Genomic DNA, 26327 nt, shown 5'->3' with positions numbered 1-26327 from the left:
GGACCCCGCCGCCGCCGGAGCCGCACGTCGGCGCGACGCCGAAGGAACCGGCCGTCGGGTTTACCCGCGCCGGCGCTTTATGGTCATTCCTGATCGTCGGCTTCCTGATCCTGATCCTGCTGTTGATCTTCATAGCCCAGAACACGGATTCGGCGCGGTTTACGTTCTTGACTTGGCATTGGAGCCTGCCGCTGGGCGTCGCCTTTTTGCTGGGCGCCGTGGTGGGCGGCCTGATCACCGTGGCCGTCGGCACCGCGCGGATTCTCCAGCTGCGCCGCGTGGCCAAGAAACACCACGCGGCCGCTCAGAACTTCTAGCGCCGGCTTTCGGTGTGAATCGAGGGCGTTCCGTGTGAGCCGACGGCGGAAAAATCGCCGAAATCCCGCCCTGGACACACACCGAAAACCGTCAGCGCACACTCAGCCGGGCAGCTTGGCCAGCTCCGCCAGCCCGCGGGAGATCAGCGGCGCGACCACCTCGGGCGTGTGCTCGGATTCTTTTCCGCTGGCCAGGTCCGACATGCGTCGGCGGAAGTCGATGCCGGCGGCGATGATGGCGAGCTTGAAGTAAGCCAGCGCCATGTAGAACTCCCAATGCGCCAACGGCAACCCGGCCACCAGCGAGTAGCGGTCGGCCAGCTCGTCGGCTGTAGGCAACAGCGGCGAGGTCCAGGCCGCCTGCGCGTTGACGATCAGGTCCAGCGCCGGATCGCGGTAGACGCACATCAGGGCGGCGTCGGACAGCGGGTCGCCCAGCGTCGAGAGCTCCCAGTCCACCACCGCGCGCACCTTCGTCGGGTCGTCGGAGTCCAGGATGGTGTTGTCGATCCGGTAGTCGCCGTGCACGATCGAGGTCCGGCTCTGCTGCGGAATGGATTGGCGCAGGCCGGAATGCAGCCGTTCGACGTCGGCGTCGCGGTGGTCGTCGGGCAGCCGCACCAGCTCCCATTGCGAACCCCAGCGTCGCACCTGACGCTCGAGGTAACCGCTGGGCTTGCCAAAGTCGGCCAGTCCCACGGCGTTCGGGTCGACGCTGTGCAGATCGACGAGGACCCGGATCAACGAGTCGACGCAGGCGTCGATGACGGTGTGACTGAACGCTTCGAGCTGCGCGCGCCGGCGCACCACCTGCCCGGCAACGAATTCGACGATCTGAAATGGAGCGCCCAGCACCGAGTCGTCCTCACACAGCGCGATCGCGCGGGCCACCGGAACCGGCGTGTCCTGCAGCGCGGCGACGACCTTGAATTCGCGGGCCATGTCGTGGGCCGACGGCGTTAGCCCGTGCAGCGGCGGGCGGCGAACCAGCCAGCTGGTCGCGTCGTCGTACACCCGGAACGTCAGATTCGAGCGGCCACCGGAGATGAACTCGGCCCGAAGTTCGCCGTCGCGGCCTATCCCGAGCGAACGCAGGTACCGGTCCAGCGAGTCCAGGTCGAGCCCGTCGAGTCGGTCAACTGAAGTCACTCGAACTTGTTTACCACCGCTGATGTCGGTCAACTTCACCACCACCGATTTGCCCGACTCTCCCCCTTCGCCGCTACGCGGCTGGGGGTTCCCCCACCTCAGGCCGTTCCACGGCCTGCATCGTCGCCGGGCAGCCGCTGGTTTCGCGGCAACAGATCCCACACATGCTCGACGGTGTTGACCCCCGCCACCGTCGCCTGACCCGTCCGCGAGAACAGCAGCCGGGTCACCGACGCGTAGTCGACGGGGAAGGACAACAGCCGCGTCGTGCCCAGGATTTCGTGCAGCAGCACGTTGATCACTCCGCCATGGCTGAACACCGCGACGGTGTCCTCGGGTTCGGCGGCGGCGACGAGGTCGTCGACCCCCGCGCGGACGCGCGCACGAAACGCGTCCTCGTCCACCGCGCTGGGCAGATGCCCCTCGGCCAGGCGGGCCCATTCCTCCGGTCGTTCGGCTTTGATCTGCTCGACCGGGATGTAGACGGGAAGGTCGCGGTCGTATTCGGCGAATCGGTCGTCGATTTCGACTCGGAGCCGGCGCGCGGCCGCGACGGGTTCGGCGGTCTGAATGGCGCGCCGCTGCGGGCTGCTCACCACCCGCGCGATGGGAAACCGGGCGAGCGCGTCGGGCAGGCGATCGACCTGCGCCCACCCCTGCTCCGACAGGTCCGGGTCGGAACCCTCACCGTGTTCGCTGCGCAGCGGTAGCGCATGCCGGACCAAGAGCACTTGCATGTTTGTTCCCGTCGTCGGATGGTGGGCAGCGCCCAGTTTCTCATCGCGCCCCGCGACACCGATCCCGAGGAGGAGAGATGACCCAGCCGCAGATGGATTGGGACGCCGCCTACCGGCAGGAAACACCGCCGCCGTGGAGTATCGGCCGGCCGCAACCCGAGCTGGCGGCGCTGATCGACGAGGGCAAGATCCGCAGCGATGTCCTGGACTCCGGCTGCGGCCACGCCGCCCTGTCGCTCGCCCTCGCCGCGCGCGGGTACACGGTCGTCGGCCTGGACGCCAGTGCGGCTGCGGTCGAGGCGGCAGCCGCCGCGGCCGCCGAACGAGGCCTGGCGACAGCGACTTTCGCGCAGGCCGACGTCACCAAGTTCCGGGGCTACGACGGTCGCTTCTCCACCATCCTCGACAGCGGACTGTTCCACGCGCTGCCGCCCGAGAGCCGCCAGGACTACCTGCAGTCGATCTTCCGGGCCGCCGCGCCGGGGGCGGCGCTGTACATCCTGGCGTTCGCCGCGGGGGCCCTGGGCCCTCAGAGCGCCGACCGGCCCGGCCCACGCGGCTTCACCGAGATCGAGCTGCACGACGCCGTCGCAAAGCTCTGGCAAGTCGACGACCTCCGCCCCGCCAGGCTCTACGGCAACGCCGGCGCGCTCGCGATTTCCGTTGATCCGTTGCCGGACGTCGGATTCGACGACGACGGCCACTTCATCGCGCCCGGCTTCCTGCTGAGCGCGCACAAGCCCGGATAACGGTCGAGGGCTTTGCGCACCGTGCGGAGAATAGCATTCTCCGCACGGAGAGCGGGGTGTGCAGCCTATGGCGAGTGTCAGCGAAACCCAACTGGACCCGGGCGTCCTTGCCCGTTGGCTCGATGCGAGCGGCGCACCCGGCGCCGGAGAGCAACCGGTGCTGAACCAGCTCAAGGGCGGTTCCCAGAACACCCTGTACCTGATCGAACGCGGCGGCGAACGCATGGTGCTGCGGATGCCGGGCGCGCGCGCCGACGCGGCCCGCATCGACGGACTGCTCCGCGAGATCCGGCTGGTCCGCGCGCTGTCGGGCACCGACGTGCCACACGCGGCGCTGATCGCCGCCGACGACACCGGCACCGTGCTGGGCATGCCGTTCTACGTGATGCAGGCGATCGACGGGTGGAGCCCGATGGACGGCGGGTGGCAGGCGCCGTTCGACACCGACCTGGAGGCCCGGCGCGGGCTGGCGTTCCAACTTGTCGAGGGCGCCGCCAAGCTCGGCCGGGTGGATTGGCGCGAGCAAGGCCTCGAGGGCTTCGGGCGCCCGGACGGCTTCCACGAACGACAGGTCGATCGCTGGCTGACGTTCCTCGACGCCTACAAGGTGCGCGAGCTGCCCGGGCTGCACGAGGCCGCCGACTGGTTGCGCAACCACCGGCCCGACCACTACAAGCCCGGCATCATGCACGGCGACTACCAGTTCGCCAACGTGATGTTCGCGCACGGCGCGCCCGCGCGGTTGGCCGCGATCGTGGACTGGGAGATGACGACGGTCGGTGACCCGCTGCTCGATCTCGCCTGGGCGCTGCTGGGCTACGACGGCGAAGAGCCCAGCACCGACGGGTTCTATCTGGACATGCGCGGCATGCCGACGCGCAGCGAATTGCTCGAGCACTACGAGAAGATCAGCGGGCTGTCCACCGAGAACATCGACTATTACCTGGTGCTGGCCAACTGGAAGCTCGGCATCGTGCTGGAGAAGACCTATGCGGCGGGGGTCAAGACCGGAAAGGTCGACCCGAACATCCAGGACACCTTCGGGGCGATGATCCCGCGGCTCATCGCCACCGCGGCCGAGCTGGCCGGGGCGCGCTGAAATGGGCTATGCGGAGCAGCTTTTCGACCTCACCGACCGGGTGGTGCTGATCACCGGCGGCAGCCGCGGGCTGGGACGCGAGATGGCGTTCGCCGTCGCCCACTGCGGCGCCGACGTGGTGATCGCCAGCCGCAACATGGACAACTGCGTGTCGACGGCCAAGGAGATCGAGGCCGAGACCGGCCGCTCCGCGATGCCCTACCAGGTACACGTCGGGCGGTGGGACCAACTCGACGGCCTGGTCGAGGCCACTTACGAACGGTTCGGCAGGGTCGACACGTTGATCAACAACGCGGGCATGTCGCCCTTGTACGACAAGCTGACCGACGTCACCGAGAAGCTCTTCGACGCGGTGCTCAACCTGAACCTCAAGGGGCCCTTCCGGTTATCGGCGTTGGTGGGCGAGCGGATGGTCGCGGCCGGGCGCGGATCGATCATCAACGTGAGCACGGCCGGTTCGCTGCGGCCGGCCCCCGACATCGTCCCGTACGCCTCGGCCAAGGCGGGCCTGAATGCCATGACCGAGGCGCTGGCAAAGGCGTTCGGACCGGATGTCCGGGTCAACACGCTGATGGCCGGGCCGTTCCTGACCGACGTCAGCAAGGCCTGGAACCTCGAGAGGGCCAAAGGCAAGCCGTTCGGGCACCTGGCGTTGCAGCGCGCCGGCGACCCTCGCGAAATCGTCGGCGCCGCACTGTTTCTGGCGTCCGACGCCTCCAGTTTCACCACCGGCTCGATCCTGCGCGCCGACGGCGGAATTCCGTAGCAGACGTGGCGATCGCAAGCGCGGCGCAGCCGGGCGCCGCGGGTCGCCACCAAATGAACGAATAGGAGCATTCGAATGTCCTGGGACTTCTCCACCGAACCGGAGTTCGAAAAGAAGCTGACCTGGATCCGCGAGTTCGTGCGCGAGGAGGTTGAGCCCCTCGAGGTGCTATTCGGAGGCTGTGAGTTCCTGCCGCTCAACGACGAGCGGCGCCGGATCGTCGATCCGCTCAAGCAGCAGGTCCGCGACAACGGCCTGTGGGCGCCGCATTTGGGGCCGGAGCTCGGCGGGCAGGGGTTCGGCGCGGTCAAGCTGACGCTGATCAACGAGATCCTCGGGCGCAGCCCGTGGGCGCCGATCGTGTTCGGAACCCAGGCGCCCGACACCGGCAACGCGGAGATCATCGCCCGCTTCGGAACCCAGGACCAGAAGGACCGCTATCTGTCCGGGCTGCTGTCCGGGGAGATCTTTTCCTGCTTCTCGATGACCGAACCGCAGGGCGGCGCGGACCCGCGCGTCTTCACCACCCGGGCGGTCCGCGACGGGGACGACTGGATCATCACCGGGCGAAAGTACTTCTCCTCCAACGCGTCCGTCGCGTCGTTCTTCATCGTCGTGGCGATCACGGACCCCGACGTGCCCGTCCACCAGGGCGCCTCAACGTTCCTCATCCCGGCCGGCACCCCCGGCCTGAACGTGGAGGCCACCCACCACCTCGTCGGCGCCGATCCCCACGAGCCGGGGCATTCCCTGGTCCACTACGACGGGGTGCGGGTGCCTTCGGAGGCGCTGCTCGGCGAACCCGGTCAGGGCTTCCTGATCCTGCAGACCCGCCTGGCCGGCGGCCGGCTGCACCACGCGATGCGCTCGATCGGGATGGCGCAGCGAGCCGTCGAGATGATGTCGCGGCGCGCGAAAAGCCGCTTCACCCAGGGCAGCTCGCTGGCCGACAAGCAGTTGGTGCAGGAGTTCGTCGCCGACTCATACACGGAGCTGATCCCGTTCCGGCTGACCGTGCTGCACGCTGCCTGGCTGATCGACAACGGCGACGAGCGCGCCGCCCGCGCCGAGATCGCCGCCTGCAAGATCCTGGCGTCGCAGGTGTTGAAATCGATTGCGCTGCGGGCGATTCAGGTCCATGGTGCCCTCGGGCTCACCGACCAGCTGCCACTGGTCAACGTGCTGCTCGGCGGCATCGCGCTCGGCCTGGCCGACGGTCCGACCGAGGCGCACAAGGTCAACCTGGCGCGGATGCTGCTCAAGGGCTACGACGCCGAAGAGGGCGACTGGCCGAGCGAGATGCTGGACGTACGACTCGAGGCCGCGCGCGCCAAATACGGTGAGCTCGTTGGCCAGTAGCAGGGTCACCGCGGCGGTCGAGCGCGCCCTGGACGACCGCCAGCGTGAGGCGACCGAGGAGGTCGAGCGGATCCTGGCCGCGGCGGTGCGGGTGATGGAACGCGTCGCGCCCGAAGAGCCACGGGTAAGCGACATCGTCGCCGAGGCCGGCTCGTCGAACAAGGCGTTCTACCGGTATTTCGCCGGCAAGGACGAGCTCATCCTGGCGGTCATGGAACGCGGCGTGGCCATCGTCGAGTCCTACCTGCAGCACCAGATGGCCAAGGAATCCATGCCGGAAGACCAGGTTGCGCGCTGGATCGAGGGCACGCTGGCCCAGGTGGCCGACCCGCACCTGATCAGCATGAGCCGCGCGGCGGCCGGGCAGATGTCGGCGCCCAATTGGCGAGTGGCCGACACGGAAATGCTGCGGCCGCTACGGGATCTTCTCATCGAGCCCATCGAGACGCTGGGCAGCACCGACGTCGACCGCGACGTCGAGGCGGTGTTCTCCTGCACCGCCGCGACCATGCGTCGATACGTGGGATCCGGCGACCGCCCCCAGCCCGACGACATCGCACACCTGGTGGGCTTCTGCCTGCGCGGCCTGGGGATCGGGTAATGCGCGCCGTCGTCTGCCGGTCGTATGGCACACCGGAGGACCTGGTCTTCGACGACCTCCCCGATCCGGTCCCCGGACCCGGCCAGCTGGTGGTTCGGGTGCACGCCGCGGCGGTCAACTTCCCCGACGTGCTGTTGATCGCGGGCAAGTATCAGGTGAAGATTCCGGTTCCGTTCGTCCCGGGCAGTGAGCTGGCCGGTGAGGTGGTGGCGGTCGGCGAGGGCAGCCCGTTTCGCTTGGGGCAGCGGGTCTCCGCGACCACCCCGACCGGCGCGTTCGCCGAGCGGGCGCTGCTCGATTCGAGAGCGGCCGCGCTCATACCCGACGGCGCCGACTTCGCGGCGGCCGCGGCGTTCGGTGTCACCTATCGCACCGCTTATCACGCGCTGCGGTCGATTGCCGAAGTAGCACAGGGTGATTGGGTGGTGGTGCTGGGCGCCGCCGGTGGTGTGGGGCTGGCGGCCGTCGACCTGGCGGTCGCGATGGGCGCCCGCGTGCTGGCCGCCGCCTCGAGTCCCGAAAAACTCGAGCTGTGCCGGCGGCGCGGCGCCGAGGCCACCGTCGACTACGACCACGAGGACCTCAAAACGCGCATCCGCGAGCTCACAGGCGACTCCGCCCGGGTGGTCCTGGACCCCGTCGGCGGTCCGTACTCGGAGCCCGCGCTGCGCGGCCTGGCCCGCGGCGGCAGCTTCATCACCCTCGGCTACGCGTCGGGCACCATCCCGTCCATCCCGCTGAACCTGGTCCTGCTCAAGGGAATCACGATCCGCGGCATGGAGATCCGCACTTTCATGGGCGACCGGCCCGACGACGCCGCGCGCGACATGCGCGAGCTGGAGCAGATGTTCGCCGCCGGCACGATCCGGCCCTACATCGGCGCCCGCTTCCCACTTTCCGAGGCCCCGGCCGCGCTGCGACATGTTGCCGAGCGAAAGGTGCTCGGCAAGGTGGTCATCGACGTGGCACCTTAGTAGCGCGAGCAGACGCAAAAGCACCCAATTCAGCGCCATTTGAGGGGCTTTTGCTGGGGGCACCTCCCGCTTGCGGGGGACTGCTCGCGGTATCGATTACGGCGTGACGATGTTGAAAGCCGGGTCGGGCTCGTCGAGCGCGCCGAGGAAGGCCTGCAGCGCCGACTGGTCACCAGAAACGTCCAGACCGGGCGAGGCGAAGTCGCCCATCGCCGCCGCCAGCAGGCGAAACTTGCTGTCGGCGTTCACCGTAACCGTCGCCGTCGCCGGGTCGGGCGCCACTCGGCGGTGCACGAGCACCCCGTTGCGCAGGCTGAGCCGGTAGTTGGCGGCCGCGTCGGCGAACGCGATGTCGACGGCGATGTCAAGGTCCCAGCTGCGCGGTCCGTTGACCCGGATGGCGAGGCTGTCGAAGATCTGCTCGGGTGTCAGCTGAGAAAGCATTGTGGGAGAAGCGACTTGGGCCGCGGTGCCGAAGTTGCCCTCGCGCAGTTCGACGGCCCCACTCAGGAAGAAGTTGCGCCACGTGGCGTTCTCGGCACCGTAGGCCAGCTGTTCCAACACATCGGAGTACAGCGAGCGGGCGGCCGCGTGCCCGCTGTCGGTGAAGACGGCATGATCGAGCAGCGTTGCCGCCCAACGGAAGTCACCGACATCGAACGCCGCCTGGGCGAGCTCGACGACCCGGTCGATGCCGCCCATCGCGTCGACGTAGCGAGGGGAGATCGCCTCCGGCGGATGGGGCCACAGCCGCGCCGGGTTGCCGTCGAACCAACCCATGTAGCGCTGGTAGACCGCCTTGACGTTGTGGCTGACCGAGCCGTAGTACCCGTGGGTGTGCCATGCGCGCTCCAGCGCGGGCGGCATTTGAAACGCCTCGGCGATCTCGGCGCCGGTGTGCCCCTGGTTGAGCAGGCGCAGCGTCTGGTCGTGCAGGTAGGCGTACAGATCGCGTTGCAGCGAAAGGAATTCGACGATGTCCGCCCGGCCCCAGGTGGGCCAGTGGTGGGAGGCGAACACCACGTCGGCGCGATCGGCGAACGCGTCGATGGCCTCGGTCAGGTAGCCCGACCAGGCGTGCGGGTCGCGCACCAGCGCGCCGCGCAGGGTCAGCAGGTTGTGCAGGTTGTGGGTGGCGTTCTCGGCCATGCACAGCGCGCGGAACCGCGGGAAGTAGAAGTGCATTTCGGCCGGCGCCTCGGTGCCGGGCGCCATCTGGAACTCGATCTCCACACCGTCGATGGTGTGCTTCTCGCCGGTCTCCCGGATGTCGACGGTAGGGACGATGATGCCGATCTCGCCGGTGGACGCGGCCTGACCCAGGCCGCAACCGACGTGGGCCTGCGGTCCGCGCGCCAGCATGGAGCCGTACATGTAGGTCGCGCGCCGCGTCATCGCCGGGCCGGCATAGACGTTCTCCTGGACAGCGTGCGCGGTGAAGCCCTCCGGGGCCAGCACCGCCACCGCGCCGCTGTCCACGTCGGCCTGCGTGGTGACGCCGAGAACGCCGCCGAAGTGATCGACGTGGCTGTGGGTGTAGATCACCGCGACGACGGGACGGTCTCCGCCGCGGTGGGTGCGATACAGGTTTAGCGCCGCCGCCGCGACCTCGGTGGATATCAGCGGGTCGATGACGATGACGCCGGTGTCGCCCTCGACGAAGGTGACGTTCGAGATGTCAAGGCCGCGGACCTGGTAGATGCCCGGGACCACCTCGTACAGCCCCTGCTTGGCGGCCAACGTCGATTGGCGCCAAAGGCTCGGATGCACGGACGTCGGCGCGTCACCGGTGAGGAAGGAGTAAGCGTCGTTGTCCCAAACCACGCGCCCGTCGGCCGCTGTGATGACGCACGGGGACAGGGCCGCGATGAAGCCGCGATCGGCGCTCTCGAAGTCCCTCGTGTCGTCGAATGGCAGAGCATGGTCGCGATGGGCCGACTCGATGACGGCGGCGGGGGGTTTGTGATCCACGGCAACACAGTGCCATTAATGCGTCCTTTGGTGGAAGGACGTGTGCAGAGCTGGTGGGTTAACCGATGCGAAACAATTTCGCCGTACCTCTTTCCTGCGGCACGGCAAACTTGCATACTGCCTTGACGGTTCTCAATGCCGAGGACCGCAACAATCGGGCAAAGGAGAACAGGTGAAGCGTGGACTGACTGTCGCGGTAGCCGGAGCGGCGATTCTGGCCGCCGGCATTTCCGGGTGTTCGAGCAACAAGTCGAGCACGAGCGGTAGTGCGAACGGCACGTCCGTCGCGGTTGCCACCCCCGGAAGCGGCGCGGCAGCGCCGACGGTGACCATCGATGGCAAGAACCAGAACGTGACCGGGTCCGTCGTGTGCACGACGGTCGGCGGCAATACGACCATCGCGGTCGGTGGTGCGGCGACCGGTATCTCCGTCGTGCTCGCAGGTGACAATACGGTGAAGTCCGTCGGGCTCGGCAATGTCAACGGTGTGACCCTCGCGTACGCGCAGGGTTCCGGCCAGGGCAACGCCTCGGCGACCAAGAACGGCAACAGCTACAAGGTCACCGGCACCGCCACCGGGGTCGACATGGCCAACCCGACGCAGCCGGTGAACAAGCCGTTCGAAATCGACGTGACTTGCTCTTAGCCCGGTGACGATGCGGGCCGGAATGGCCCGCTGAGGAGGCGGGCAATCGGTCCTAGCCCGGTGACGATGCGGCGCGGCACGCGCCGCTGAGGAGGCGGGCAATCGGTCCTAGCCCGGTGACGATGCGGGCCGGAATGGCCCGCTGAGGAGGCGGGCAATCCAGCCTCAGCTGATTGATGCGGGCGGTTGCCACCCGTTGAGTGGCAACCGCACCGTGAACTCGGTGTGACCGGGTGCGCTGTCAACCGTGATCGTCCCGTGGTGCGCCTTGACCACCGCGGAGACGATCGCCAACCCGAGCCCGGTGCTGCCGCCTTTGCGCGAGCGCGAGGAATCACCGCGGGCGAACCGCTCGAAGACCTCGGACTGCAGCCCCGCCGGAATGCCGGGGCCGTTGTCGATGACCGACAGCACGGTCTGCGTCGGCTCGGTGCTCAACCGGGTCGTCACGACGGTGCCGGGCGCGGTGTGGACCCGGGCATTGGCCAGCAGGTTGGTCAGCACCTGCTGCAGCCGCGCCGCGTCACCGGTGACGACCACCGGCTCCTCCGGCAGGTCCAGCTCCCACTGGTGATCCGGCCCGGCGACGTGCGCGTCGCTGACGGCGTCGACCGCCAGCCGCGACAGATCCACCGGTTGGCGTTCCAGCGGCCGGCCGGAGTCGAGGCGGGCGAGCAACAGCAGGTCCTCGACGAGGCGCGTGATCCGCTCGGTCTCGGATGCCACCCGGCTCATCGCGTGCGCGACGGCCTCGCGGTCGTCACCCATGCGCTGGGTGAGCTCGGTGTAGCCGCGGATCGCGGCCAGCGGCGTGCGCAGTTCGTGGCTGGCGTCGGCGACGAACTGGCGTACCCGGGTCTCGCTGGCCTGCCGGGCCGACAGCGCCGCCGCGATGTGGTCGAGCATCCGGTTCAGCGCCGACCCGAGCTGGCCCACCTCGGTGGACGGATTCGCGTCGGACTCCGCCACCCGCACCGGCAACTCGACCTCGCCGCGGTCCAACGGCAGTTCGACGACCTCGCTCGCGGTTTGCGCGACCCGACGCAGCGGGGCCAGCGCCCTCCGGATGATCACGACGCCGGCACTGGTCGCGGCAACCAGCGCGATCACCGTGACGATCCCGAGGATGACCAGCATCCGGATCATGGTGGCGTCGATGTTCGACATCGACAGGCCGGTGACGATCACGTCCCCGCCACTGCGGCTCGGGGCGGCGACGACGCGGTACCGGCCGAGTCCGTCCAGTTCGAGCGTCACCGGCTTGCGGCTGCCGGCGATGTGTTCAAGTTGCGTCTGCGCCGCCTGGGTCAACGCGGCCCGCGCGCCGTCGCTGGTCAGGTATCCGGCGTCGACGATCTTGCCGTCGGTGATGACCGCGGCGACCATGCCCGCGGGCTGGCCCGGGGCATCGAGGAACCGCGGGCCGGGACCCGGTCTGGGATAGAAGTGCGACTCGTGGCGCCAGCCCGGGCGTTTCGGTTCGGGGTACATCAGCGCGGAGCGGTACGAGGTCCCCGCGAGTTGCCCGTCGAGCTGCGCGACCAGGTGGTGCAGCAACGCCAGTTCGGTCGCCGCGGTGATGCCGATGCAGACGACGGCGAGCACGACGATCTGGCCGACCAGCAGCCGGAGCCGAAGTGACCAGACCCGCCGCGTCCTAGCGGGCCGGCTTGAGGACATAGCCCGCGCCGCGCAGCGTGTGGATCATGGGTTCACGACCGTTGTCGATCTTCTTGCGCAGGTAGGAAATGTAGAGCTCGACGATGTTCGACCGCCCGCCGAAGTCGTAACTCCACACCCGGTCCAGGATTTGGGCCTTGCTCAGCACCCGCTTGGAGTTGCGCATCATGAACCGCAGCAGCTCGAATTCGGTGGAGGTCAACGAGATTGGTTCGCCCGCGCGGGTCACCTCGTGACTGTCCTCATCCAGCACCAGGTCCCCGACCACCAGCTGCGCCCCGCTGTCCACGGTCGTCACCCCGGTACGACGAAGCAGCGCCCGGAGCCGCAGCACGACCTCTTCGATGCTGAAGGGCTTGGTCACATAGTCGTCGCCGCCGGCGGTCAGACCCGCGATGCGGTCCTCGACGGCGTCCTTGGCCGTGAGCAACAACACCGGCAGTTGCGGATTGTCCTCGCGCAGCTTGTGCAGCACGTCCAGCCCGCTCATGTCGGGCAGCATCACATCGAGTACGACTACGTCGGGACGCTGGGCCCTGGCCGCTGCGATAGCCGATGCGCCGTCGCCCGCGGTGGAAATGGTCCAGCCCTCGTATCGCAGCGCCATGGAGACCATTTCCGCCAGCACCGCTTCGTCGTCAACGACGAGGACATTGATCGGGTTGCCGTCCGCGCGGCACATGACAACCCGCTCTACCGAGGCCCGGGACTGCGTCACGAGTTCCAGTATCCGCACCGGGCTGAGGCAACGCTATGGCGTTCCTTTGCGTCACCTGTGAAAAGATCGCGTGACTGTCGGGCAGTCACGCGATCCGATTTCACGGGGGTGCCTAGTACCAATACCGCCTGCCGGCGACCGGCCGGCCGACGGAGCCCATGATCCACAGCACCGCGCCGATAACGAGCACGACGATGCCGATCTCCCACAACAGCGGGAGGCTAAACACAAACCCGAGAATGAGTAGCACTACGCCGAGGATGATCATGACAACTTCCTTTTTGTGAGGGGTCTACGTTGTTTCGTGGCCGTTTCTAGACCACTGCTAGACCACTGGGCATTGAACTGGGCTGCGGGACATGGCAATCCTTGACTTTGGGATTGACGCCCGCGTAATTCAGGGGACCGGCGATAACCGTCAACGCAATGTTTCCCGCGGTGACACAATTTGTTGCGCCGCCCTTGAAGTAGTCGCGCTGAAAAGCCGCGAAGACTCCGATGAGTAACCAGATCAGGACAATCCCGCCGATCACTCCGCGACCACCCATGGTGACCTCCATTGTGTTCGAGAAAAAATCTCGTGGACCTAGCGTTACCCGTTGGACTTGCGTCTAAACGTGGTCCACGACGACGCCTTAACGCTTCCGTTATCAGGAACGCTCCGCGAGCCAGGCCTCCGCGCGTCGCCTGGAGGCGCGGGATAGCCACGCGTCCTGAATCAGCTCCGCGAGTTCGGTCCTGGTGATATCGGCCAGCCGGCTGGCCCGCACCAGCACCGAGGGATGCCCGTCGAAATGGCTTGTGGTGAAGAACGGCGACGCGGGGTCCTGGACGAGCGCGAGCTTGTCGCTTTCCGACTCCACCCACAGCATGATCACGTCGTCGTAGCGCTCACCGGTGTCCGGATCCGTCGCGTCGGGCTGTGGAGTGCGGAAGAACACGAACGACTTTCCGCCGACCTGATAGATGGGGTTGCCCTTCGGGCCCTCCAAGCGCTTAACGTGTGGCATCGACGCGGCGATCCGATGCACGTCGCTGACCCGGGCCGGCCGCTCAGCCATAACCGCGAGATTACCGCGGTCGGTAGCATGGCGAGTGGGGTTGCGGTGAAGGGGGATTGAGATGGGTCGCTCTCGGCTGAGCTCTCGAGGCGATGCGCCGTGACCGACACCCTGTTCGCCGACGTCTCCGAATTCCAAGTGCCCGTGGACGATTCCTATCCGTACCCGGTGCTTTCCATCCGGGTGTGCGACGGCACCTATCGAGATCACAACTTCGCGGTGAATTACGCATGGATGCGCGCGGCCTTGGACAGCGGGCGCCTGACCTTCGGGATCGTTTACACCTATGTGCGGCCGAACTGGTTGGACAACGCCAACACCGTGCGCTCGACGATCGGTGCCGCGGGCGGACTGCACCCGCGGGTCGCGCTGATGCTCGACGTCGAAGCCGGCGGCAACCCACCCGGAGACGGCTCGAGCTGGATCAACAGCCTGTACTGGAACCTGGCCGACTACGCCGGGTCCCCGGCGCGAATCATCGGGTACGCCAACGCATACGACTTCGACAACATGTGGCGCACGCGGCCCGCGGGCCTACGCGTCATCGCGGCCGCCTACGGGTCCGACCCGAACCTTCCGGGTCAAGTCGCGCACCAGTACACCGACGGCACGGGCTACAGCCCCAACCTGCCGCAGGGGTGCCCACCGTTCGGCAGTTGCGACATGAACTCCGCCGACGGGCTGACACCGCAAGAATTCGCCGCCGCATGCGGCATCAGTACGAACGGAGGATGGCTGATGGCACTCACCGACGACGAACAAGCCGAACTGCTGAGCAAGGTCCGCGACATCTGGGACCAGCTGCGAGGGCCCGGCGGCGCGGGCTGGCCGCAACTCGGTCAGAACAGCGAGGGCCAGGACCTGACACCGGTCGACGCGCTCGCGGCGATCAAGCGCGACGTGGAAAGTTCGGCGGGCCTGCAGGCTTCGAAATAGCCTTCGCCTCGCCGCACGGCCGCTTACGAGTAACCCGGGGCCCTATCCCACGGAGAGTCGTTCCCATTCAAGGGTGCGAACCGACCAGGAGGGTTACCACCGTTATGCGCCAGCCTCATCGCTCGCTCGCCGCGCTGCCGGCCGTCGCCGCGACGGCTGCGGCTGTCGCGTTGGCCTCCGGCTGCTCCCACTCCGATTCGGCGGCTCAGCGCCAACCGTCGGTCGCCGTCGGTTCGGAAGCCACCACGAGTCAGCCCTTGCCGGGTGCCGGCGAGGAAGTCCTATTCGAGCGCAATATCAAACCGCTCTTCCGGGCGGACGACCGAGACTCGATGAAGTGGGCGTTCGACCTGTGGTCCTACAACGACGTCAAGTCGCACGCGGCGGCTATCGTCCAACGCCTTCGCGACGGTTCGATGCCGTGCGACGGGGCCTGGCCGGCCCAGAAGGTCGACGTCTTTCAGCGCTGGATCGACTCCGGCATGTCCCCCTAGCAGTTCACCACTGAAAGTGGTTGACTCTCAACGAGATCGCGGTCAGCCCGCTCGCCGCTGCGCCGACACGTAGAGAGTGGGCGGCATAGCGCTCGCCCCGTCCTGCGGAATGGTGCGGCCGTAGCGGGCCATCAGCTCAGCGAAGGTCGCGGTGGACACGTCCCAGCCGTGCTCGCGCAGCCAGCCGTCGACGGGCGTGCGCTCCTCCGGGTACCAGAGGTCGTCAAAGTCGGTGATCTCGGCGTCGACCAGCCTGGCCGCCGCGGCCCGCATCCGCTGCATGTCCTCGCGCTGTCGACGAACGAGCTCGGGGTCGGTGAAGCCCTCGCCGGGGACGTTGGAGGCGAGCCAACTACCCCGCGCGCTGAGCGCATGTATGCGCTCGAACAGCAGGTCCTGGGCCTGCGCCGGCAGATAACGGACGAGGCCCTCGGCCGACCACACCGCCGGGCGTGACGCGTCGAACCCGGCTTCCTGCAACGCGTTTGGCCAATCCTGACGCAGATCGATCGCCACGTTCACCAGCCGCGCGTTCGGCTGAGCGCCGTGCTCGCGCAACGTGTTGGACTTGAACTCCAGCACCTTGGGCTGGTCGAGCTCGTACACGACGGTGCCGTCGGGCCAGGGCAGCCGCCAGGTGCGCGCGTCCAGGCCGGCAGCCAGGATCACCACCTGGCGAACGCCCGCGTCGGCCGCGCCCATGAAGAATTCGTCGAAAAACGCTGTGCGCGTGGCCATGAAGTCGATCATCAGCTGAATCCGCGACCGAACCTCCGGTTCGAGCTCGACCGCCTTGGCGAGCCGGTCGGGGTCGGCGTAGATGCTCCACATCCCCTCGCCCGCCGCGTCGACGAACACCCGCGCAAACGGGTCGTTGATGAGGGGATTCTCGCTCTCGGTCTCGGCGGCACGCGCCGCCGCGACGCCCAGCGCGGTGGCTCCCACGCTTTGGGTGATGTCCCAGGAATCGTTGTCGGTACGCGGCATCGCGGTTTCCCTTCCCAGCCTCAAGTTCGTTAGTTGCCCACACTATTGTTCCAGGGCTCTGGCCCCGCCGGCATCCCACCGCCAGTGACCTACGCTTCATCCCATGACCCGTACGCCGCAGGAGATATTTGCCCACCACGGGCAGGCGCTCGGCGCAGGCGACCTGGACGGAATCGTCGCCGACTACACAGAGGATTCAGTGGTCATCACCCCGGCAGGCGTCGCGCGCGGCCGGGACGCGATTCGCGGGGTCTTCGCCAAATTGCTCGACGACCTGCCCGACGCGGCATGGGATCTCAAGAACCAGATCTTCGAGGGCAACGTGCTGTTCCTGGAGTGGGCGGCCGATTCACCGCTCAACCGGGTCGACGACGGCGTCGATACATTCGTGTTTCGCGACGGCATGATCTGGACGCAGACCGTTCGCTACACCCCGCGGCCCAAGGGTTGAAAGTGGAGCCCACCAACGTCGGGGCCCTCGATGCCGTAGCGGAATGGATGTCCGAGCAGGGGCTCGGTGAGGGCCCGCTGGAGGACGTCACCACCGTCACCGGCGGCACCCAGAACGTTATGCTGCGATTCACCCGGGCCGGGCGCCCCTACGTGTTGCGGCGCGGACCGCGGCATCTGCGCCCGCGGAGCAACAGCGTGATCCTGCGCGAGACGAAAGTCCTTGCCGCGCTCGCCGGTTCCGATGTGCCGCACCCGCACCTGATCGCCACCTGCGACGACACCAGCGTGCTCGGCGACGCGGTCTTCTACCTGATGGAGCCGGTCGACGGATTCAACGCCGGCGAGGGGCTACCGCCGTTACACGCGGGCGACGCCAGCGTGCGGTTCGGGATGGGCCTGTCGATGGCCGACGCGCTGGCGAGGCTCGGCGCCGTCGATCACGTGGCCGTCGGGCTTGCCGACTTCGGCAAGCCGGAGGGCTTCCTGGAGCGGCAGGTGCCGCGTTGGCTTTCCGAGCTGGACTCCTACAGCGAGTACGACGGGTACCCCGGACCCGACATCCCGGGGATCAAGGAAGTCTCCGCCTGGCTGGAGCGCCGGCGACCGACGACCTGGACCCCCGGCATCATGCACGGCGACTACCACGCCGCCAACGTGATGTTTTCCCGCACCGGACCCGAGGTGGTCGCGATCGTCGACTGGGAGATGTGCACGATCGGTGACCCGCTGCTGGACCTGGGCTGGCTGCTGGCGACCTGGCGCCAGCCCGACGGTTCCAGCGTGTTCAGTCACGCCCTGGGCGGCCAGGACGGGCTGGCCAGTACCGACGACCTGTTCCAGCGGTACGCCGCCAACACCACCCGCGACCTGTCGAACATCACCTGGTACACCGTGCTGGCCTGCTTCAAGCTCGGCATCGTGATCGAGGGGACGCTGGCCCGGGCCTGCGCCGGAAAGGCCGAAAAAGCGGTCGGCGACCAGCTACACGCCGCCACGGTGCACCTGTTCGAGCGGGCGCTGACGCTTATCGGCGACGAATCCTGACCCACTAACATCTCCCTTCGTGCCGCCCTACCCCGAGAACCCCGACTTCTACTCCGAGCCGACCCAGGCCGCCTACGGCGGTTATTACGACGAACCGTCCCCAGAGCCGCCCGAGCCGCCGACTCCCTGGTATCGCCGCCCGGCAGCGCTGGTCGCCGCCGGCGCTCTCGGGGTGATCGTGCTCGGCCTGGCGGCGTACGCGGTGGTCAAGCTGGTGGCCGGTTCGCCGTCCCCGGCCCCGACCACCACCACGACGACACCGGCTCCCACCACCACCGCTTCGGCGGCAACCACCACGACGGAGCCGCCGCACCACCACGGCGGCGGCGGTGGCGCGCCGACCCAGACCGTCACCGAGACCGCCCCGCCGGCGAATACGGACACGGGAACCCCGAGCACCGACACTCCGACGACGACGGTTCCGCCGAGCACGGTCACCGTTTCCCCGAGCACGGAAACCAGCACGGTGACCCAGACCGTGACCATCCCGCCCCGCCGGCCGTTCCAACCACGCCCATAATCCAGCTTCCCGCCTCGACGGTGATCGGGTTGTTGGCCGTCGCCCTTGTTCTCCCCCGAGAACAAGGGCGAGGACATCCCCGATGGGTATCAGCTCAGCTGGCACCAGTACGTCTTCCACATCTGCATGTGGTGGGTTGGCAGGACCACTTTCGCGAGATCATCGCCTCCACCTAGATCCCGCGGACGACTCTCGACTACGCCGGGTCCTGGGACGACTGGTCGCCGGTGTAGTGGCCAAAGTCGCTCGCCGGCAAGCAGTGACAGACTGCTTACATGCAAACGAGCATCGGCCTGGTGCGCACCGCTTCCGCGCACGACGCGGCCGCCTGCGTCGCGATCTACCGTCCGTATGTGCTGGAGACGGCGATCAGCTGGGAGCTCGAAGTCCCGAGCGAAGCCGAGATGTCGGCGCGGATCACCGCCGCCCGCGAGACCCACGAGTGGCTCGTCCTCGAACGCGACGATCGGGTTGTCGGATTCGCCTTCGGGCACACGCTCAATCGCCTGCCCTCCTACCGGTGGACGGCCGAGACCGGACTCTATGTCCATCCGGACCACCACCGCGCCGGCGCCGGCCGCGCGCTCTACACCCGGCTACTGCGCCGGCTCACGGAACGTGGCTACCGGCAGGCCCTCGCCGGCATCACCCAACCCAACGAGGCCAGCAACCGTTTCCATCGATCCTTCGGATTCGAAGAGGCCGGGCTATACCGGCGCGTCGAATGGAAACACGGCCGCTGGCACGACGTCGCGTGGATGCAGCTCGATCTGGCCGGTTCGGCCGACACGGAAGCGCCGCCCGGCCCGATCGTCTGAGCCGGGGGCGCCTTTACCGAATGAAAAAAGTTAGGGGCTAGCGACCGCCGGCGCCGCCGCCGAGGCGGCCACCCGCGCCACCGCCCACGCGGCCACCCGCGCCACCGCCCACGCGGCCACCCGCGCCACCGCCGAGGCGTCCACCGGCACCACCCCCGACACGTCCACCGGCGCCGCCACCCACGAAGCCGCCGCCACCACCACCGATTCGCGCAATCCCGTTAGTCATGTGCGAAAGGTAGCGCCGAAACCGCGCACCCACAAGGAACTGAGTCTTAACGATTCAAATCGTTTCGGGAAGGTGAGCGCACCCCGCGTCCGCGCCCCCACTCCGCGGGATGCCGACGGAAGTGGGGTAGCGCACTACGCATGTGTTCGGCGTGACCCCGCGTAATAGTTCTGACACCGCATCGGTGCAACCGAAACGAGCAAATTGTTCGATGGTGTCTCGGTCCGCTCGACGGACCACGAGGTGGACGCCTTAGCGGTCGCGCCGTTTGCTTTTCAAATTCCAAGGAGAAACTGATGGCAAGCCAGACCCACATCGTCCGCAAGCGACTCGCCGAGACCGTCGTGCCAACTCGGCGCCTGGGACGACACATCGAACACGACCCGCGGTCGCGTGACTTCCCGGCCGAGAGGGCGCAGGCCATAGTCTCGGTCGACCATCGTGCGACCGGCTTGCCACTCGACCAGGGCCAGATCGGCTCCTGCACCGCAAATGCATTGTGCGGGGCGCTAAATTCCGCGCCCGACTACACCGGCGCTAAGTCCTACACCGAATCCGATGCGGTCATGCTCTACGAATTGGAAACCAAACTCGAGGGCCAGCCGTATCCGCCCAACGACCCCGGCGGCTCGGGGCTCATGGTGTGCAAGGCCGCCCAACAGCTTGGCTGGATCTCCTCGTACCGGCACGCATTTGGGCTTCAACACGCTTTGACGGCGCTAGTGATCCAGCCGGTGATCACCGGCTTCAACTGGTATACCAGCTTCGACGAGCCCGACCCGGACACCGGCCTGGTCACGATCACTGACGATGCCATCGTGCGCGGCGGCCACGAGGTGGTGGTCGACGGCATCGACGCCGACAACCAATTGATCTGGTTATGGAATAGCTGGGGGACCAACTTCGGTCGCAGCGGACGGTTCTGCATGTCGTTTGGCACCTGGGAACAACTACTCGCCGAGAGCGGCGACGTTACTGTCCCGGTCACTGCTTCCCAGACGCCCGCGACATCGCACAAAACCCGGCAAGAACGGGGCAACCAGTGACGCTCAGTCTGATGCCCCAGACCTTTGATCCCGGTTACGTCGGCGAGCCGTTTCTGACCCTCTGCGATCAGGCACCGGCGGCACCGGTGTATCCCTACGACGCATTCCGCGTCGAATGGGGCCCGATCTTCCATCGGGGCCGCCTCGACGGTACGGCGCGTCTCCTCTGCATCGGCCAGGATCCGGCCCAGCACGAGGCGGTGGTCCGCCGGATCCTGGTCGGCACGGCGGGACATCGCGTCCAGGGCTTTCTGGCGAAGCTCGGCCTCGATCGAAGCTATGTGATGGTCAATACCTTCCTCTACAGCGTCTACGGTCAGAGCGGGGGTAACCAGCATGTCAGCGACCCGCCAATCGTCCAGTACCGCAACCGGTGGCTCTCCGCGCTGCTGGCCCCGGGGACGGTCGAGGCGGTCGTGGCGTTCGGCTCCCTCGCGGATCAAGCCTGGCGTGACTTTCTTCAGGATCCCGCCAATGCGGCCTACAAGGCACTCGCGTATCAGCATGTGCCCCACCCGACTTCGCCGGAGGGCACGGGCGGGACGCCGGCACAGATCGCCGCCGCGACCACGGCCATGCTGGTCCAATGGAACGCGGCGCTGCAGATTCTCCGCAGCGCCGTAACCGAGCCCGACGCGGCACGCCAGTTCGTTCCCTATGGCGCCACATTCCTTCCGGCCGAACTGCCGCCCATTCCGGCATTCGACCTGCCGGCGGGAACGCCGGCCTGGATGCAGGGCGATAGCGGATGGGCGACGCGTACCGGCACGACGGCGGCGCTGAAGCGGCGCACCATCACCGTCGAGGTCCCCGACGGCATCGTCCCGGCCACCCCTTAAGGCGACCCTCCCGGAGGGAGTAGACCCATGAAATTCGTCCTGCACGGCTCTGTGGTCACGATGAACGCCGCCTTCGATACCTGGCCGAACGGTGCGGTCTACATCGACGGCAACCAGATCGTTTCGGCCGGCGACCGTGGCGCCGCGGCGCCCCCGGGGTTCGCCGGAGCCCCGGTCGTCGAGACGGGCGGGTTCATTTTCCCGGGGCTGATCGAGCTGCACAATCACCTGAGCTACGACGCCTTGCCGATGTGGCAGGTTCCGAAGCTCTACACGAACCGCGGCCAATGGCAGAGCGACACGGACTATGTCCGCTCGGTGTCGGCCCCGATGACGACAATCGCGAATTCCAAGGACCCGCACCTGCTTGCGGCGGTCGCGCGCTACGCCGAAACCAAGTGCCTCCTAGGAGGTGTGACGACCAGCGAGGGCATCTCGCTCAAGTCCGAACAGCTGCAGGCGTACTACCACGGCACCCTACGGGCGGTCGACGATCCCAACGACGCCGCGTTTCATCGAGCCACGACGCACATTCCCGACGTGGAAGCGTCGCAATGGTCGCAATTCAAGAAGGAGGTCGACAAAGCCTCCTGTCTGCTGCTCCACCTGAGCGAAGGCCTGGACGACGAAGCGCGCAACGCCTTCCTCGCGCTGAACAATGGCACGCAATGGGCGATCGGTCCCGCACTGGCCGGCATCCATTGCGCCGCGCTCAAACCAGAGGACTTCGCCGTGCTGGCCCAGAACCATGGGTCGATGGTGTGGTCGCCTTTGAGCAACCTTCTGCTCTACGGCGGCACCGCCAACGTCAAGTCCGCCCGCGCCGCCGGAGTGCCCGTCGCCCTCGGTTCGGACTGGTCGCCCTCGGGCAGCAAGAACCTGCTGAACGAGCTCAAGGTTGCCAAGATCGTCAATGAGATCGATCAGATAGGGCTCTCCGACCGCGACATTGTCGCGATGGCGACGAGCACACCGGCGGCGATCGTGAAGTGGGGCGCACTGATCGGCAGCATCGAGCCGTCCAAGCGCGCCGACGTCACCGTGATTGCGGCGGCGCCCTCGGCCGATCCTTATGCGGCCTTGATCGGCGCCAACGAAACCGACGTCGTGCTGGTGCTGGTCGACGGGAGCCCGGTCATCGGAACCAAGGCCCTCATGTCCGGCTTAGGCGTCGCCGGCGAGGCCTTGGCGCTCGGGACCGATACGCGCGTGGTCAACTACGGGGCGGCTGATCCGAATGTCCCGCCCATCACTTTTGCCGACGCCCGGGCCGCCCTGACCGACGCGCTGCAGCGGTTGCCGACGCTGCTCGCGGACGAAAAGCGCGGGCAGGGTGTCGGCGGGCGAAGCCTGACGGCCGCCGCGGAACCCGAGATGCGCCTGGCACTCGATGAGGAGCACTTGAGCGGGTTTGCCCTCCGTCCCAGCCTGCCCCTTGCCGGGCAGCAGACGGGGCCGGACGCGCGGTTGCCGGCGTTGGCGGCAGCGCCACTTCCGCCCAAGTCGCTCAGCCTCGACCCCGTGTGCGTGGCGGTTGACGCCGCGTACGGCGAAGGCCTGCAAGGCCAGCTGAATCTGCCCGCTGAGGTCAAGCAGGCTCTAAAGGCCTACTACTGACCGCCGCGGCACAGCGCTGAATTGTGACTGAATGTGAAGGCCGGGCGTCGCTTTCACCGGCATCCGATGCGGAAATGAGCGCGCCCGAAGGGATTCGAACCCCTAACCTTCTGATCCGTAGTCAGATGCTCTATCCGTTGAGCTACGGGCGCCTGTCTTCAGTTGTCTCGCCCCCGAAAGGACGTGGCGGAGGCGAGAGGATTTGAACCTCCGGTCCCCTTTGAGGGGGACAACTCATTAGCAGTGAGCCCCATTCGGCCGCTCTGGCACGCCTCCATCGGACTTCCTGAGGGTACCCGAACCCTTACAGCCGTCCCTGAACCGCCGGAGGCATAGCGTACACAGCGCCGACATATGCTGTCGAAGTGACCGCCCGCCTGCGACCCGAGCTGGCGGGGCTTCCCGTCTACGTCCCCGGCAAGACGGTGCCGGGTTCGATCAAACTGGCCAGCAACGAAACGGTGCACGGGCCGCTGCCCAGCGTCCGCGCGGCGATCGAACGGGCCACCGACACGATCCACCGCTACCCGGACAGCGCGAACCTGCAACTCAAGGCGGCGCTGGCCAAGCACCTCAGCTCGGCGAGCTCCGCGGACTTCGCGCCGGAGCAGGTCGCGGTGAGCTGCGGTTCGGTCAGTCTGTGCCAGCAGGTCATCCAGATCACTTCCGCCGCGGGCGACGAGGTGGTGATGGGGTGGCACAGCTTCGAGCTGTACCCGCCCATGGTTCAGGTGGCCGGCGCCACCGCCGTCAAGGTGCCGTTGACCGACCACACGCACGACCTGTACGCGATGCTCGCCGCGGTCACCGAGCGCACCCGGCTGATCTTCGTGTGCAACCCCAACAATCCGACCTCGACGGTCGTCGACCCGGATGCGCTGGCCCGTTTCGTCGAGGCCGTGCCGCCGCACATCCTGATCGCCATCGACGAGGCTTACGTCGAGTACATCCGCGACGGCATGCTGCCCGACAGCCTGCAGCTGGCCCGCACCCGCAGCAATGTCGTTGTGCTGCGCACGTTTTCGAAGGCGTACGGGCTGGCGGGCCTACGCGTGGGCTACGCGGTCGGGCATCCCGACCTGATCACCGCGCTGGACCAGGTCTACGTGCCGTTCGCGGTGACGAGCATCTCGCAGGCCGCCGCCATCGCCTCGCTGGACGCCGCCGACGAGCTGCTTGCCCGCACCGACGCCGTGGTCGCCGAGCGCGCCCGCGTCAGCGCCGGCCTGCGCGACGCCGGGTTCGCCCTGCCGCCGTCGCAGGCCAACTTCGTCTGGCTGCCCTTGGGAACACGGACACAGGACTTCGTCGCGCGAGCGGCCGAGGCGCGCATCGTGGTCCGCCCGTTCGCGCCGGACGGGGTGCGGGTCACCATCGGGGCGCCGGAGGAAAACGACGCGCTGCTGCGGTTTGCCCGCGACTGGATCAAGGAGAACCAATGAGCCTGGCCCGCAAGAAGTTCACCGACTTCAAGGAACGCGCCGGCGACATCGCCGATGCCGAGCTCGACGACTTCTGGGCGACGCTGCAGCCGGCAGCCATCGACGAGATGATGGGCGAGTGGAAGGGCGGCGAGTTCGTCACCGGCCACAAGATGAACGGCCAGTTGGAAAAGGCCGGCTGGTACGGCAAGACCTTCAAGTCGGCCGGCGACGTGCAGCCGCTGGTGTGCCTGGACGCCGACGGGAACAAGTTCTCGAACAAGGAGATGGGCAAGGGCGAGGCCAGCCTGTGGCTGGAGGAGTTCCGCGGCGAAGTCACCGCGACGATGGTCTATGACGGCCAGCCCGTCCACGACCACTTCAAGAAGATCGACGACGACGCGGTGATGGGCATCATGAACGGCAAGGGCGTGCTGGACGCCGGCCGCTACTACTACTTCTACCTCGAGCGGGTGTAGATCCCGCCCGTTGACTGTATGCATTGGTGGCTATGGATCGCCCCACATCGGGCGCGAGGGCTTTGAGGCCCATTAGTGTGCGCTCACGGCTTTTCGTGTGAGCCTAGAGCGGGAATCCGGGCCGAATCGCGCTACCAGTACACACGGAACGCCCTGGGTACACACTCAGTGAGCTACGCGGCCGGGTCTCGGCCCGTGAACGCGATCAGCTGCTCGAGGGCGCCGGCGTCGGCCGGCACGTCGACGGGCTCGTCGAACCCGCCGCGGCCGCGTTGCTCCGGGCGGATGATCTGGTGCGCCAGCCCCAGCACGTATTCGGCCAACGGCTCCGGGGCGTCGATATCGTGTCCCACGGCCTTGGCGTAATCCCAGGCGTGAACCAGGAATTCGAGCGACAGGATGCCGCAGGCCCCCCGGGCCGGCATCTCGCCCTTGCCGAACGGCACGGTGCCGTCCAGCCCGTGGCGATGCCAGGCATCCAGGGCCGGCCGCGCGGCTGCCACGACCTGCCGCTCCACCGAATCGCTGGCGTCGCGCTCCGGAAGTTCCGCACCCACCATGCCGCCGAGCCCCTTGATCGAGTTCAGCAAGTGCTCCGTTAGCCGTGTCACGTCGAACTCGCGGCACGGCGTCTGCCGGGTCAGGTCGTCGCTCGCGATGGGATGCAGGACACGCTGCAAGACCGCCAGCGTGCGCTCGGCGCTGCGCAGCTCGTCGGTGGGTGGCGAATCAGGGCCAGGTCGCAAGTCAGCATCCATATTTGCCACGCTACGGTCTCGATATGGGCGAGACATACGAATCCGTCACCATCGAGACCAAAGACAACGTCGCACAGGTGACGCTGATCGGCCCCGGCAAGGGCAACGCCATGGGCCCGGCGTTCTGGTCGGAGATGCCCGAGGTGTTCGCGGCGCTGGACGCCGACCCCGACGTGCGGGCCATCGTAATCACCGGATCGGGCAAGAACTTCAGCTACGGCCTGGACGTGCCCGCGATGGGCGGTTCGTTCGCCCCGCTGTTGTCGGGCGACGCGCTCGCCGGCCCCCGCGCCGTCTTCCACCGCGAGGTCAAGCGCATGCAGGGCGCGATCAGCGCCGTCGCCGACTGCCGCACCCCCACCATCGCGTCGGTGCACGGCTGGTGCATCGGCGGCGGGGTCGACCTGATCTCCGCGGTCGACATCCGCTACGCCAGCGCCGACGCCAAGTTCTCGGTCCGGGAGGTCAAGCTCGCGATTGTGGCCGACGTCGGCAGCCTCGCCAGGCTGCCGCTGATCCTCAACGACGGGCACCTGCGCGAGCTCGCGTTGACCGGCAAGGACATCGACGCGGCCCGGGCCGAGAAGATCGGCCTGGTCAACGACGTGTACGACGACGCCGACGCCACGCTGGCGGCCGCCCACGCCACCGCGGCCGAGATCGCCGCCAACCCGCCGCTGACCGTCCACGGCGTCAAGGACGTCCTCGACCAGCAGCGCATTGCCGCCGTCTCGGACAGCCTGCGCTACGTCGCCGCCTGGAACGCCGCCTTCCTGCCGTCCAAGGACTTGACCGAAGGCATCGCCGCGACGTTCGAGAAGCGTCCGCCGCGGTTCACCGGGGAGTAGCGTGCCCTTGG

The 26327-nt window shown here is 67.5% G+C and carries 31 protein-coding genes and 2 tRNA genes; 20 read left to right on the top strand and 13 right to left on the bottom strand.

Annotated features, from left to right (window positions below; genetic code table 11):
• Nucleotides 1-317: lipopolysaccharide assembly LapA domain-containing protein (locus tag A5706_RS20200; RefSeq protein ID WP_068134268.1), on the top strand; the 317-nt coding region annotated here is incomplete at its 5' end.
• A gap of 102 nt (nt 318-419) precedes the next feature.
• Here the strand turns inward: A5706_RS20200 and A5706_RS20195 are convergent.
• Together A5706_RS20195 and A5706_RS20190 are read right to left on the bottom strand one after the other, a co-directional pair.
• Nucleotides 420-1466 carry a phosphotransferase family protein gene (locus A5706_RS20195; protein ID WP_068134305.1) on the bottom strand — a complete coding sequence of 349 codons (1047 nt, stop codon included), beginning with the start codon at nt 1464-1466 and terminating at the stop codon, nt 420-422.
• Nucleotides 1467-1564: 98 nt separating this feature from the next.
• On the bottom strand, nt 1565-2203 hold the full coding sequence (locus A5706_RS20190; protein ID WP_068134265.1) for a histidine phosphatase family protein: 639 nt from the start codon (nt 2201-2203) through the stop codon (nt 1565-1567).
• Between the two features lie 77 nt (nt 2204-2280).
• Between A5706_RS20190 and A5706_RS20185 the strand changes: the two genes are divergently transcribed.
• The 6 genes from A5706_RS20185 to A5706_RS20160 all read left to right on the top strand — a co-directional run bounded on the left by A5706_RS20185 (nt 2281) and on the right by A5706_RS20160 (nt 7751).
• Nucleotides 2281-2952, top strand: coding sequence for a class I SAM-dependent methyltransferase (locus tag A5706_RS20185; protein ID WP_068134262.1), 672 nt, complete (start codon nt 2281-2283; stop codon nt 2950-2952).
• A gap of 67 nt (nt 2953-3019) precedes the next feature.
• On the top strand, nt 3020-4051 hold the full coding sequence (locus A5706_RS20180; RefSeq protein ID WP_068134258.1) for a phosphotransferase family protein: 1032 nt from the start codon (nt 3020-3022) through the stop codon (nt 4049-4051).
• Nucleotide 4052: 1 nt separating this feature from the next.
• The gene (locus A5706_RS20175) at nt 4053-4817 is read left to right on the top strand and encodes an SDR family NAD(P)-dependent oxidoreductase (RefSeq protein WP_068134253.1); all 765 of its coding nucleotides are present in this window, start codon (nt 4053-4055) and stop codon (nt 4815-4817) included.
• Between the two features lie 75 nt (nt 4818-4892).
• Nucleotides 4893-6176, top strand: coding sequence for an acyl-CoA dehydrogenase family protein (locus A5706_RS20170; protein WP_068134249.1), 1284 nt, complete (start codon nt 4893-4895; stop codon nt 6174-6176).
• Complete coding sequence (locus tag A5706_RS20165; RefSeq protein WP_068134246.1) at nt 6157-6777, top strand: TetR/AcrR family transcriptional regulator; 621 nt, start codon at nt 6157-6159, stop codon at nt 6775-6777. Before A5706_RS20170 ends, A5706_RS20165 begins: the two co-directional genes overlap by 20 nt.
• Nucleotides 6777-7751: an NADPH:quinone oxidoreductase family protein gene (locus A5706_RS20160; RefSeq protein ID WP_068134243.1), complete on the top strand. Its 975-nt coding sequence runs from the start codon at nt 6777-6779 to the stop codon at nt 7749-7751. The genes A5706_RS20165 and A5706_RS20160 overlap by 1 nt, the downstream gene beginning before the upstream one ends.
• Before the next feature lie 96 nt (nt 7752-7847).
• Here the strand turns inward: A5706_RS20160 and A5706_RS20155 are convergent, their stop codons facing one another.
• Nucleotides 7848-9722, bottom strand: a complete 1875-nt coding sequence (locus A5706_RS20155; protein ID WP_068134241.1) for an alkyl/aryl-sulfatase — start codon at nt 9720-9722, stop codon at nt 7848-7850.
• Between the two features lie 172 nt (nt 9723-9894).
• On the opposite strand from A5706_RS20155, the gene A5706_RS20150 reads away from it, so the two are divergent.
• Nucleotides 9895-10368 carry a lipoprotein LpqH gene (locus A5706_RS20150; protein ID WP_068134238.1) on the top strand — a complete coding sequence of 158 codons (474 nt, stop codon included), beginning with the start codon at nt 9895-9897 and terminating at the stop codon, nt 10366-10368.
• 165 nt (nt 10369-10533) lie between these two features.
• Here the strand turns inward: A5706_RS20150 and A5706_RS20145 are convergent, their stop codons facing one another.
• From A5706_RS20145 to A5706_RS20135, 5 genes are all read right to left on the bottom strand, one after another.
• On the bottom strand, nt 10534-12048 hold the full coding sequence (locus tag A5706_RS20145; RefSeq protein WP_068134235.1) for a cell wall metabolism sensor histidine kinase WalK: 1515 nt from the start codon (nt 12046-12048) through the stop codon (nt 10534-10536).
• A complete protein-coding gene (locus A5706_RS20140) occupies nt 12026-12730 on the bottom strand; it encodes a response regulator transcription factor (RefSeq protein WP_067154759.1) in 705 nt (234 codons plus the stop codon). The genes A5706_RS20145 and A5706_RS20140 overlap by 23 nt, the downstream gene beginning before the upstream one ends.
• Nucleotides 12731-12878: 148 nt before the next feature.
• The gene (locus tag A5706_RS33740) at nt 12879-13034 is read right to left on the bottom strand and encodes a hypothetical protein (RefSeq protein WP_173817459.1); all 156 of its coding nucleotides are present in this window, start codon (nt 13032-13034) and stop codon (nt 12879-12881) included.
• Between the two features lie 46 nt (nt 13035-13080).
• Complete coding sequence (locus tag A5706_RS32460; RefSeq protein ID WP_068179979.1) at nt 13081-13326, bottom strand: hypothetical protein; 246 nt, start codon at nt 13324-13326, stop codon at nt 13081-13083.
• Nucleotides 13327-13416: 90 nt separating this feature from the next.
• Nucleotides 13417-13827 (bottom strand): MmcQ/YjbR family DNA-binding protein, encoded by a 411-nt coding sequence (locus A5706_RS20135; protein WP_068134232.1) that lies wholly within the window; start codon nt 13825-13827, stop codon nt 13417-13419.
• A 99-nt stretch (nt 13828-13926) separates the two neighbouring features.
• On the opposite strand from A5706_RS20135, the gene A5706_RS20130 reads away from it, so the two are divergent.
• Together A5706_RS20130 and A5706_RS33155 are read left to right on the top strand one after the other, a co-directional pair.
• Nucleotides 13927-14763 (top strand): hypothetical protein, encoded by an 837-nt coding sequence (locus A5706_RS20130; RefSeq protein ID WP_068134230.1) that lies wholly within the window; start codon nt 13927-13929, stop codon nt 14761-14763.
• A 104-nt stretch (nt 14764-14867) separates the two neighbouring features.
• Nucleotides 14868-15257, top strand: a complete 390-nt coding sequence (locus A5706_RS33155) for a hypothetical protein (protein ID WP_156767245.1) — start codon at nt 14868-14870, stop codon at nt 15255-15257.
• A gap of 42 nt (nt 15258-15299) precedes the next feature.
• On the opposite strand, the gene A5706_RS20120 is transcribed toward A5706_RS33155, so the two are convergent.
• The gene (locus tag A5706_RS20120) at nt 15300-16244 is read right to left on the bottom strand and encodes a class I SAM-dependent methyltransferase (protein ID WP_068134228.1); all 945 of its coding nucleotides are present in this window, start codon (nt 16242-16244) and stop codon (nt 15300-15302) included.
• Between the two features lie 103 nt (nt 16245-16347).
• Between A5706_RS20120 and A5706_RS20115 the strand changes: the two genes are divergently transcribed.
• From A5706_RS20115 to A5706_RS20100, 4 genes are all read left to right on the top strand, one after another.
• Complete coding sequence (locus A5706_RS20115; protein WP_068134226.1) at nt 16348-16695, top strand: nuclear transport factor 2 family protein; 348 nt, start codon at nt 16348-16350, stop codon at nt 16693-16695.
• A gap of 47 nt (nt 16696-16742) precedes the next feature.
• Nucleotides 16743-17741 carry a phosphotransferase family protein gene (locus A5706_RS20110; RefSeq protein ID WP_068134301.1) on the top strand — a complete coding sequence of 333 codons (999 nt, stop codon included), beginning with the start codon at nt 16743-16745 and terminating at the stop codon, nt 17739-17741.
• 19 nt (nt 17742-17760) lie between these two features.
• Nucleotides 17761-18261: a hypothetical protein gene (locus A5706_RS32455; RefSeq protein WP_082964505.1), complete on the top strand. Its 501-nt coding sequence runs from the start codon at nt 17761-17763 to the stop codon at nt 18259-18261.
• A 275-nt stretch (nt 18262-18536) separates the two neighbouring features.
• Nucleotides 18537-19079 (top strand): GNAT family N-acetyltransferase, encoded by a 543-nt coding sequence (locus A5706_RS20100; RefSeq protein WP_068134221.1) that lies wholly within the window; start codon nt 18537-18539, stop codon nt 19077-19079.
• 30 nt (nt 19080-19109) lie between these two features.
• Here A5706_RS20100 and A5706_RS20095 read toward each other — a convergent pair whose 3' ends face one another.
• The gene (locus tag A5706_RS20095) at nt 19110-19295 is read right to left on the bottom strand and encodes a hypothetical protein (RefSeq protein WP_068134218.1); all 186 of its coding nucleotides are present in this window, start codon (nt 19293-19295) and stop codon (nt 19110-19112) included.
• Between the two features lie 309 nt (nt 19296-19604).
• Between A5706_RS20095 and A5706_RS20090 the strand changes: the two genes are divergently transcribed.
• Genes A5706_RS20090 through A5706_RS20080 form a run of 3 tightly spaced genes read left to right on the top strand, consistent with a single transcriptional unit; the run spans nt 19605 to nt 22810 of the window.
• Entirely contained in the window at nt 19605-20354 is a 750-nt protein-coding gene (locus A5706_RS20090) for a hypothetical protein (RefSeq protein ID WP_068134214.1), read from the top strand.
• A complete protein-coding gene (locus A5706_RS20085; RefSeq protein WP_197517901.1) occupies nt 20351-21193 on the top strand; it encodes a uracil-DNA glycosylase family protein in 843 nt (280 codons plus the stop codon). Before A5706_RS20090 ends, A5706_RS20085 begins: the two co-directional genes overlap by 4 nt.
• A gap of 27 nt (nt 21194-21220) precedes the next feature.
• Nucleotides 21221-22810, top strand: coding sequence for an amidohydrolase family protein (locus tag A5706_RS20080; RefSeq protein WP_068134211.1), 1590 nt, complete (start codon nt 21221-21223; stop codon nt 22808-22810).
• 79 nt (nt 22811-22889) lie between these two features.
• On the opposite strand, the gene A5706_RS20075 is transcribed toward A5706_RS20080, so the two are convergent.
• Both A5706_RS20075 and A5706_RS20070 read right to left on the bottom strand, forming a co-directional pair.
• Nucleotides 22890-22962, bottom strand: a tRNA-Arg gene (locus A5706_RS20075).
• A 32-nt stretch (nt 22963-22994) separates the two neighbouring features.
• Nucleotides 22995-23086: transfer RNA gene (locus A5706_RS20070), tRNA-Ser, on the bottom strand.
• Between the two features lie 89 nt (nt 23087-23175).
• Here A5706_RS20070 and hisC point away from each other — a divergent pair.
• Together hisC and A5706_RS20060 are read left to right on the top strand one after the other, a co-directional pair.
• Nucleotides 23176-24252, top strand: a complete 1077-nt coding sequence (hisC, locus tag A5706_RS20065; RefSeq protein WP_068134208.1) for a histidinol-phosphate transaminase — start codon at nt 23176-23178, stop codon at nt 24250-24252.
• Nucleotides 24249-24710: a DUF4334 domain-containing protein gene (locus A5706_RS20060; RefSeq protein WP_068134205.1), complete on the top strand. Its 462-nt coding sequence runs from the start codon at nt 24249-24251 to the stop codon at nt 24708-24710. The genes hisC and A5706_RS20060 overlap by 4 nt, the downstream gene beginning before the upstream one ends.
• 173 nt (nt 24711-24883) lie before the next feature.
• On the opposite strand, the gene A5706_RS20055 is transcribed toward A5706_RS20060, so the two are convergent.
• Nucleotides 24884-25468, bottom strand: coding sequence for a TIGR03086 family metal-binding protein (locus A5706_RS20055; RefSeq protein WP_197517900.1), 585 nt, complete (start codon nt 25466-25468; stop codon nt 24884-24886).
• 23 nt (nt 25469-25491) lie between these two features.
• Here A5706_RS20055 and A5706_RS20050 point away from each other — a divergent pair, with 23 nt between their 5' ends.
• A complete protein-coding gene (locus A5706_RS20050; RefSeq protein WP_068134200.1) occupies nt 25492-26316 on the top strand; it encodes a crotonase/enoyl-CoA hydratase family protein in 825 nt (274 codons plus the stop codon).
• Nucleotides 26317-26327: the final 11 nt, after the last annotated feature.

Source organism: Mycobacterium sp. E796 (assembly GCF_001672815.1).
Taxonomy (GTDB): domain Bacteria; phylum Actinomycetota; class Actinomycetes; order Mycobacteriales; family Mycobacteriaceae; genus Mycobacterium.
The sequence above is the reverse complement of the archived record's forward strand: the minus strand, read 5'-3'. Positions and strand labels throughout refer to the sequence as shown.

Bases quoted from the DNA above. Each gene is read 5' to 3' on its own strand.
- A5706_RS20100 (WP_068134221.1), top strand. From the start codon at position 18,537: ATGCAAACGAGCATCGGCCTGGTGCGCACCGCTTCCGCGCACGACGCG.
- A5706_RS20080 (WP_068134211.1), top strand. From the start codon at position 21,221: ATGAAATTCGTCCTGCACGGCTCTGTGGTCACGATGAACGCCGCCTTC.
- A5706_RS20120 (WP_068134228.1), bottom strand. From the start codon at position 16,244: ATGCCGCGTACCGACAACGATTCCTGGGACATCACCCAAAGCGTGGGA.
- A5706_RS32460 (WP_068179979.1), bottom strand. From the start codon at position 13,326: ATGGAGGTCACCATGGGTGGTCGCGGAGTGATCGGCGGGATTGTCCTG.
- A5706_RS20145 (WP_068134235.1), bottom strand. From the start codon at position 12,048: ATGTCCTCAAGCCGGCCCGCTAGGACGCGGCGGGTCTGGTCACTTCGG.
- A5706_RS20140 (WP_067154759.1), bottom strand. From the start codon at position 12,730: ATGTGCCGCGCGGACGGCAACCCGATCAATGTCCTCGTCGTTGACGAC.
- A5706_RS20175 (WP_068134253.1), top strand. From the start codon at position 4,053: ATGGGCTATGCGGAGCAGCTTTTCGACCTCACCGACCGGGTGGTGCTG.
- A5706_RS20055 (WP_197517900.1), bottom strand. From the start codon at position 25,468: ATGGATGCTGACTTGCGACCTGGCCCTGATTCGCCACCCACCGACGAG.
- A5706_RS20115 (WP_068134226.1), top strand. From the start codon at position 16,348: ATGACCCGTACGCCGCAGGAGATATTTGCCCACCACGGGCAGGCGCTC.
- A5706_RS20050 (WP_068134200.1), top strand. From the start codon at position 25,492: ATGGGCGAGACATACGAATCCGTCACCATCGAGACCAAAGACAACGTC.
- A5706_RS20170 (WP_068134249.1), top strand. From the start codon at position 4,893: ATGTCCTGGGACTTCTCCACCGAACCGGAGTTCGAAAAGAAGCTGACC.
- A5706_RS33155 (WP_156767245.1), top strand. From the start codon at position 14,868: ATGCGCCAGCCTCATCGCTCGCTCGCCGCGCTGCCGGCCGTCGCCGCG.
- A5706_RS20160 (WP_068134243.1), top strand. From the start codon at position 6,777: ATGCGCGCCGTCGTCTGCCGGTCGTATGGCACACCGGAGGACCTGGTC.
- A5706_RS20180 (WP_068134258.1), top strand. From the start codon at position 3,020: ATGGCGAGTGTCAGCGAAACCCAACTGGACCCGGGCGTCCTTGCCCGT.
- A5706_RS20090 (WP_068134214.1), top strand. From the start codon at position 19,605: ATGGCAAGCCAGACCCACATCGTCCGCAAGCGACTCGCCGAGACCGTC.
- A5706_RS20110 (WP_068134301.1), top strand. From the start codon at position 16,743: ATGTCCGAGCAGGGGCTCGGTGAGGGCCCGCTGGAGGACGTCACCACC.
- A5706_RS20185 (WP_068134262.1), top strand. From the start codon at position 2,281: ATGACCCAGCCGCAGATGGATTGGGACGCCGCCTACCGGCAGGAAACA.
- A5706_RS20190 (WP_068134265.1), bottom strand. From the start codon at position 2,203: ATGCAAGTGCTCTTGGTCCGGCATGCGCTACCGCTGCGCAGCGAACAC.
- A5706_RS33740 (WP_173817459.1), bottom strand. From the start codon at position 13,034: ATGATCATCCTCGGCGTAGTGCTACTCATTCTCGGGTTTGTGTTTAGC.
- A5706_RS20060 (WP_068134205.1), top strand. From the start codon at position 24,249: ATGAGCCTGGCCCGCAAGAAGTTCACCGACTTCAAGGAACGCGCCGGC.
- A5706_RS20135 (WP_068134232.1), bottom strand. From the start codon at position 13,827: ATGGCTGAGCGGCCGGCCCGGGTCAGCGACGTGCATCGGATCGCCGCG.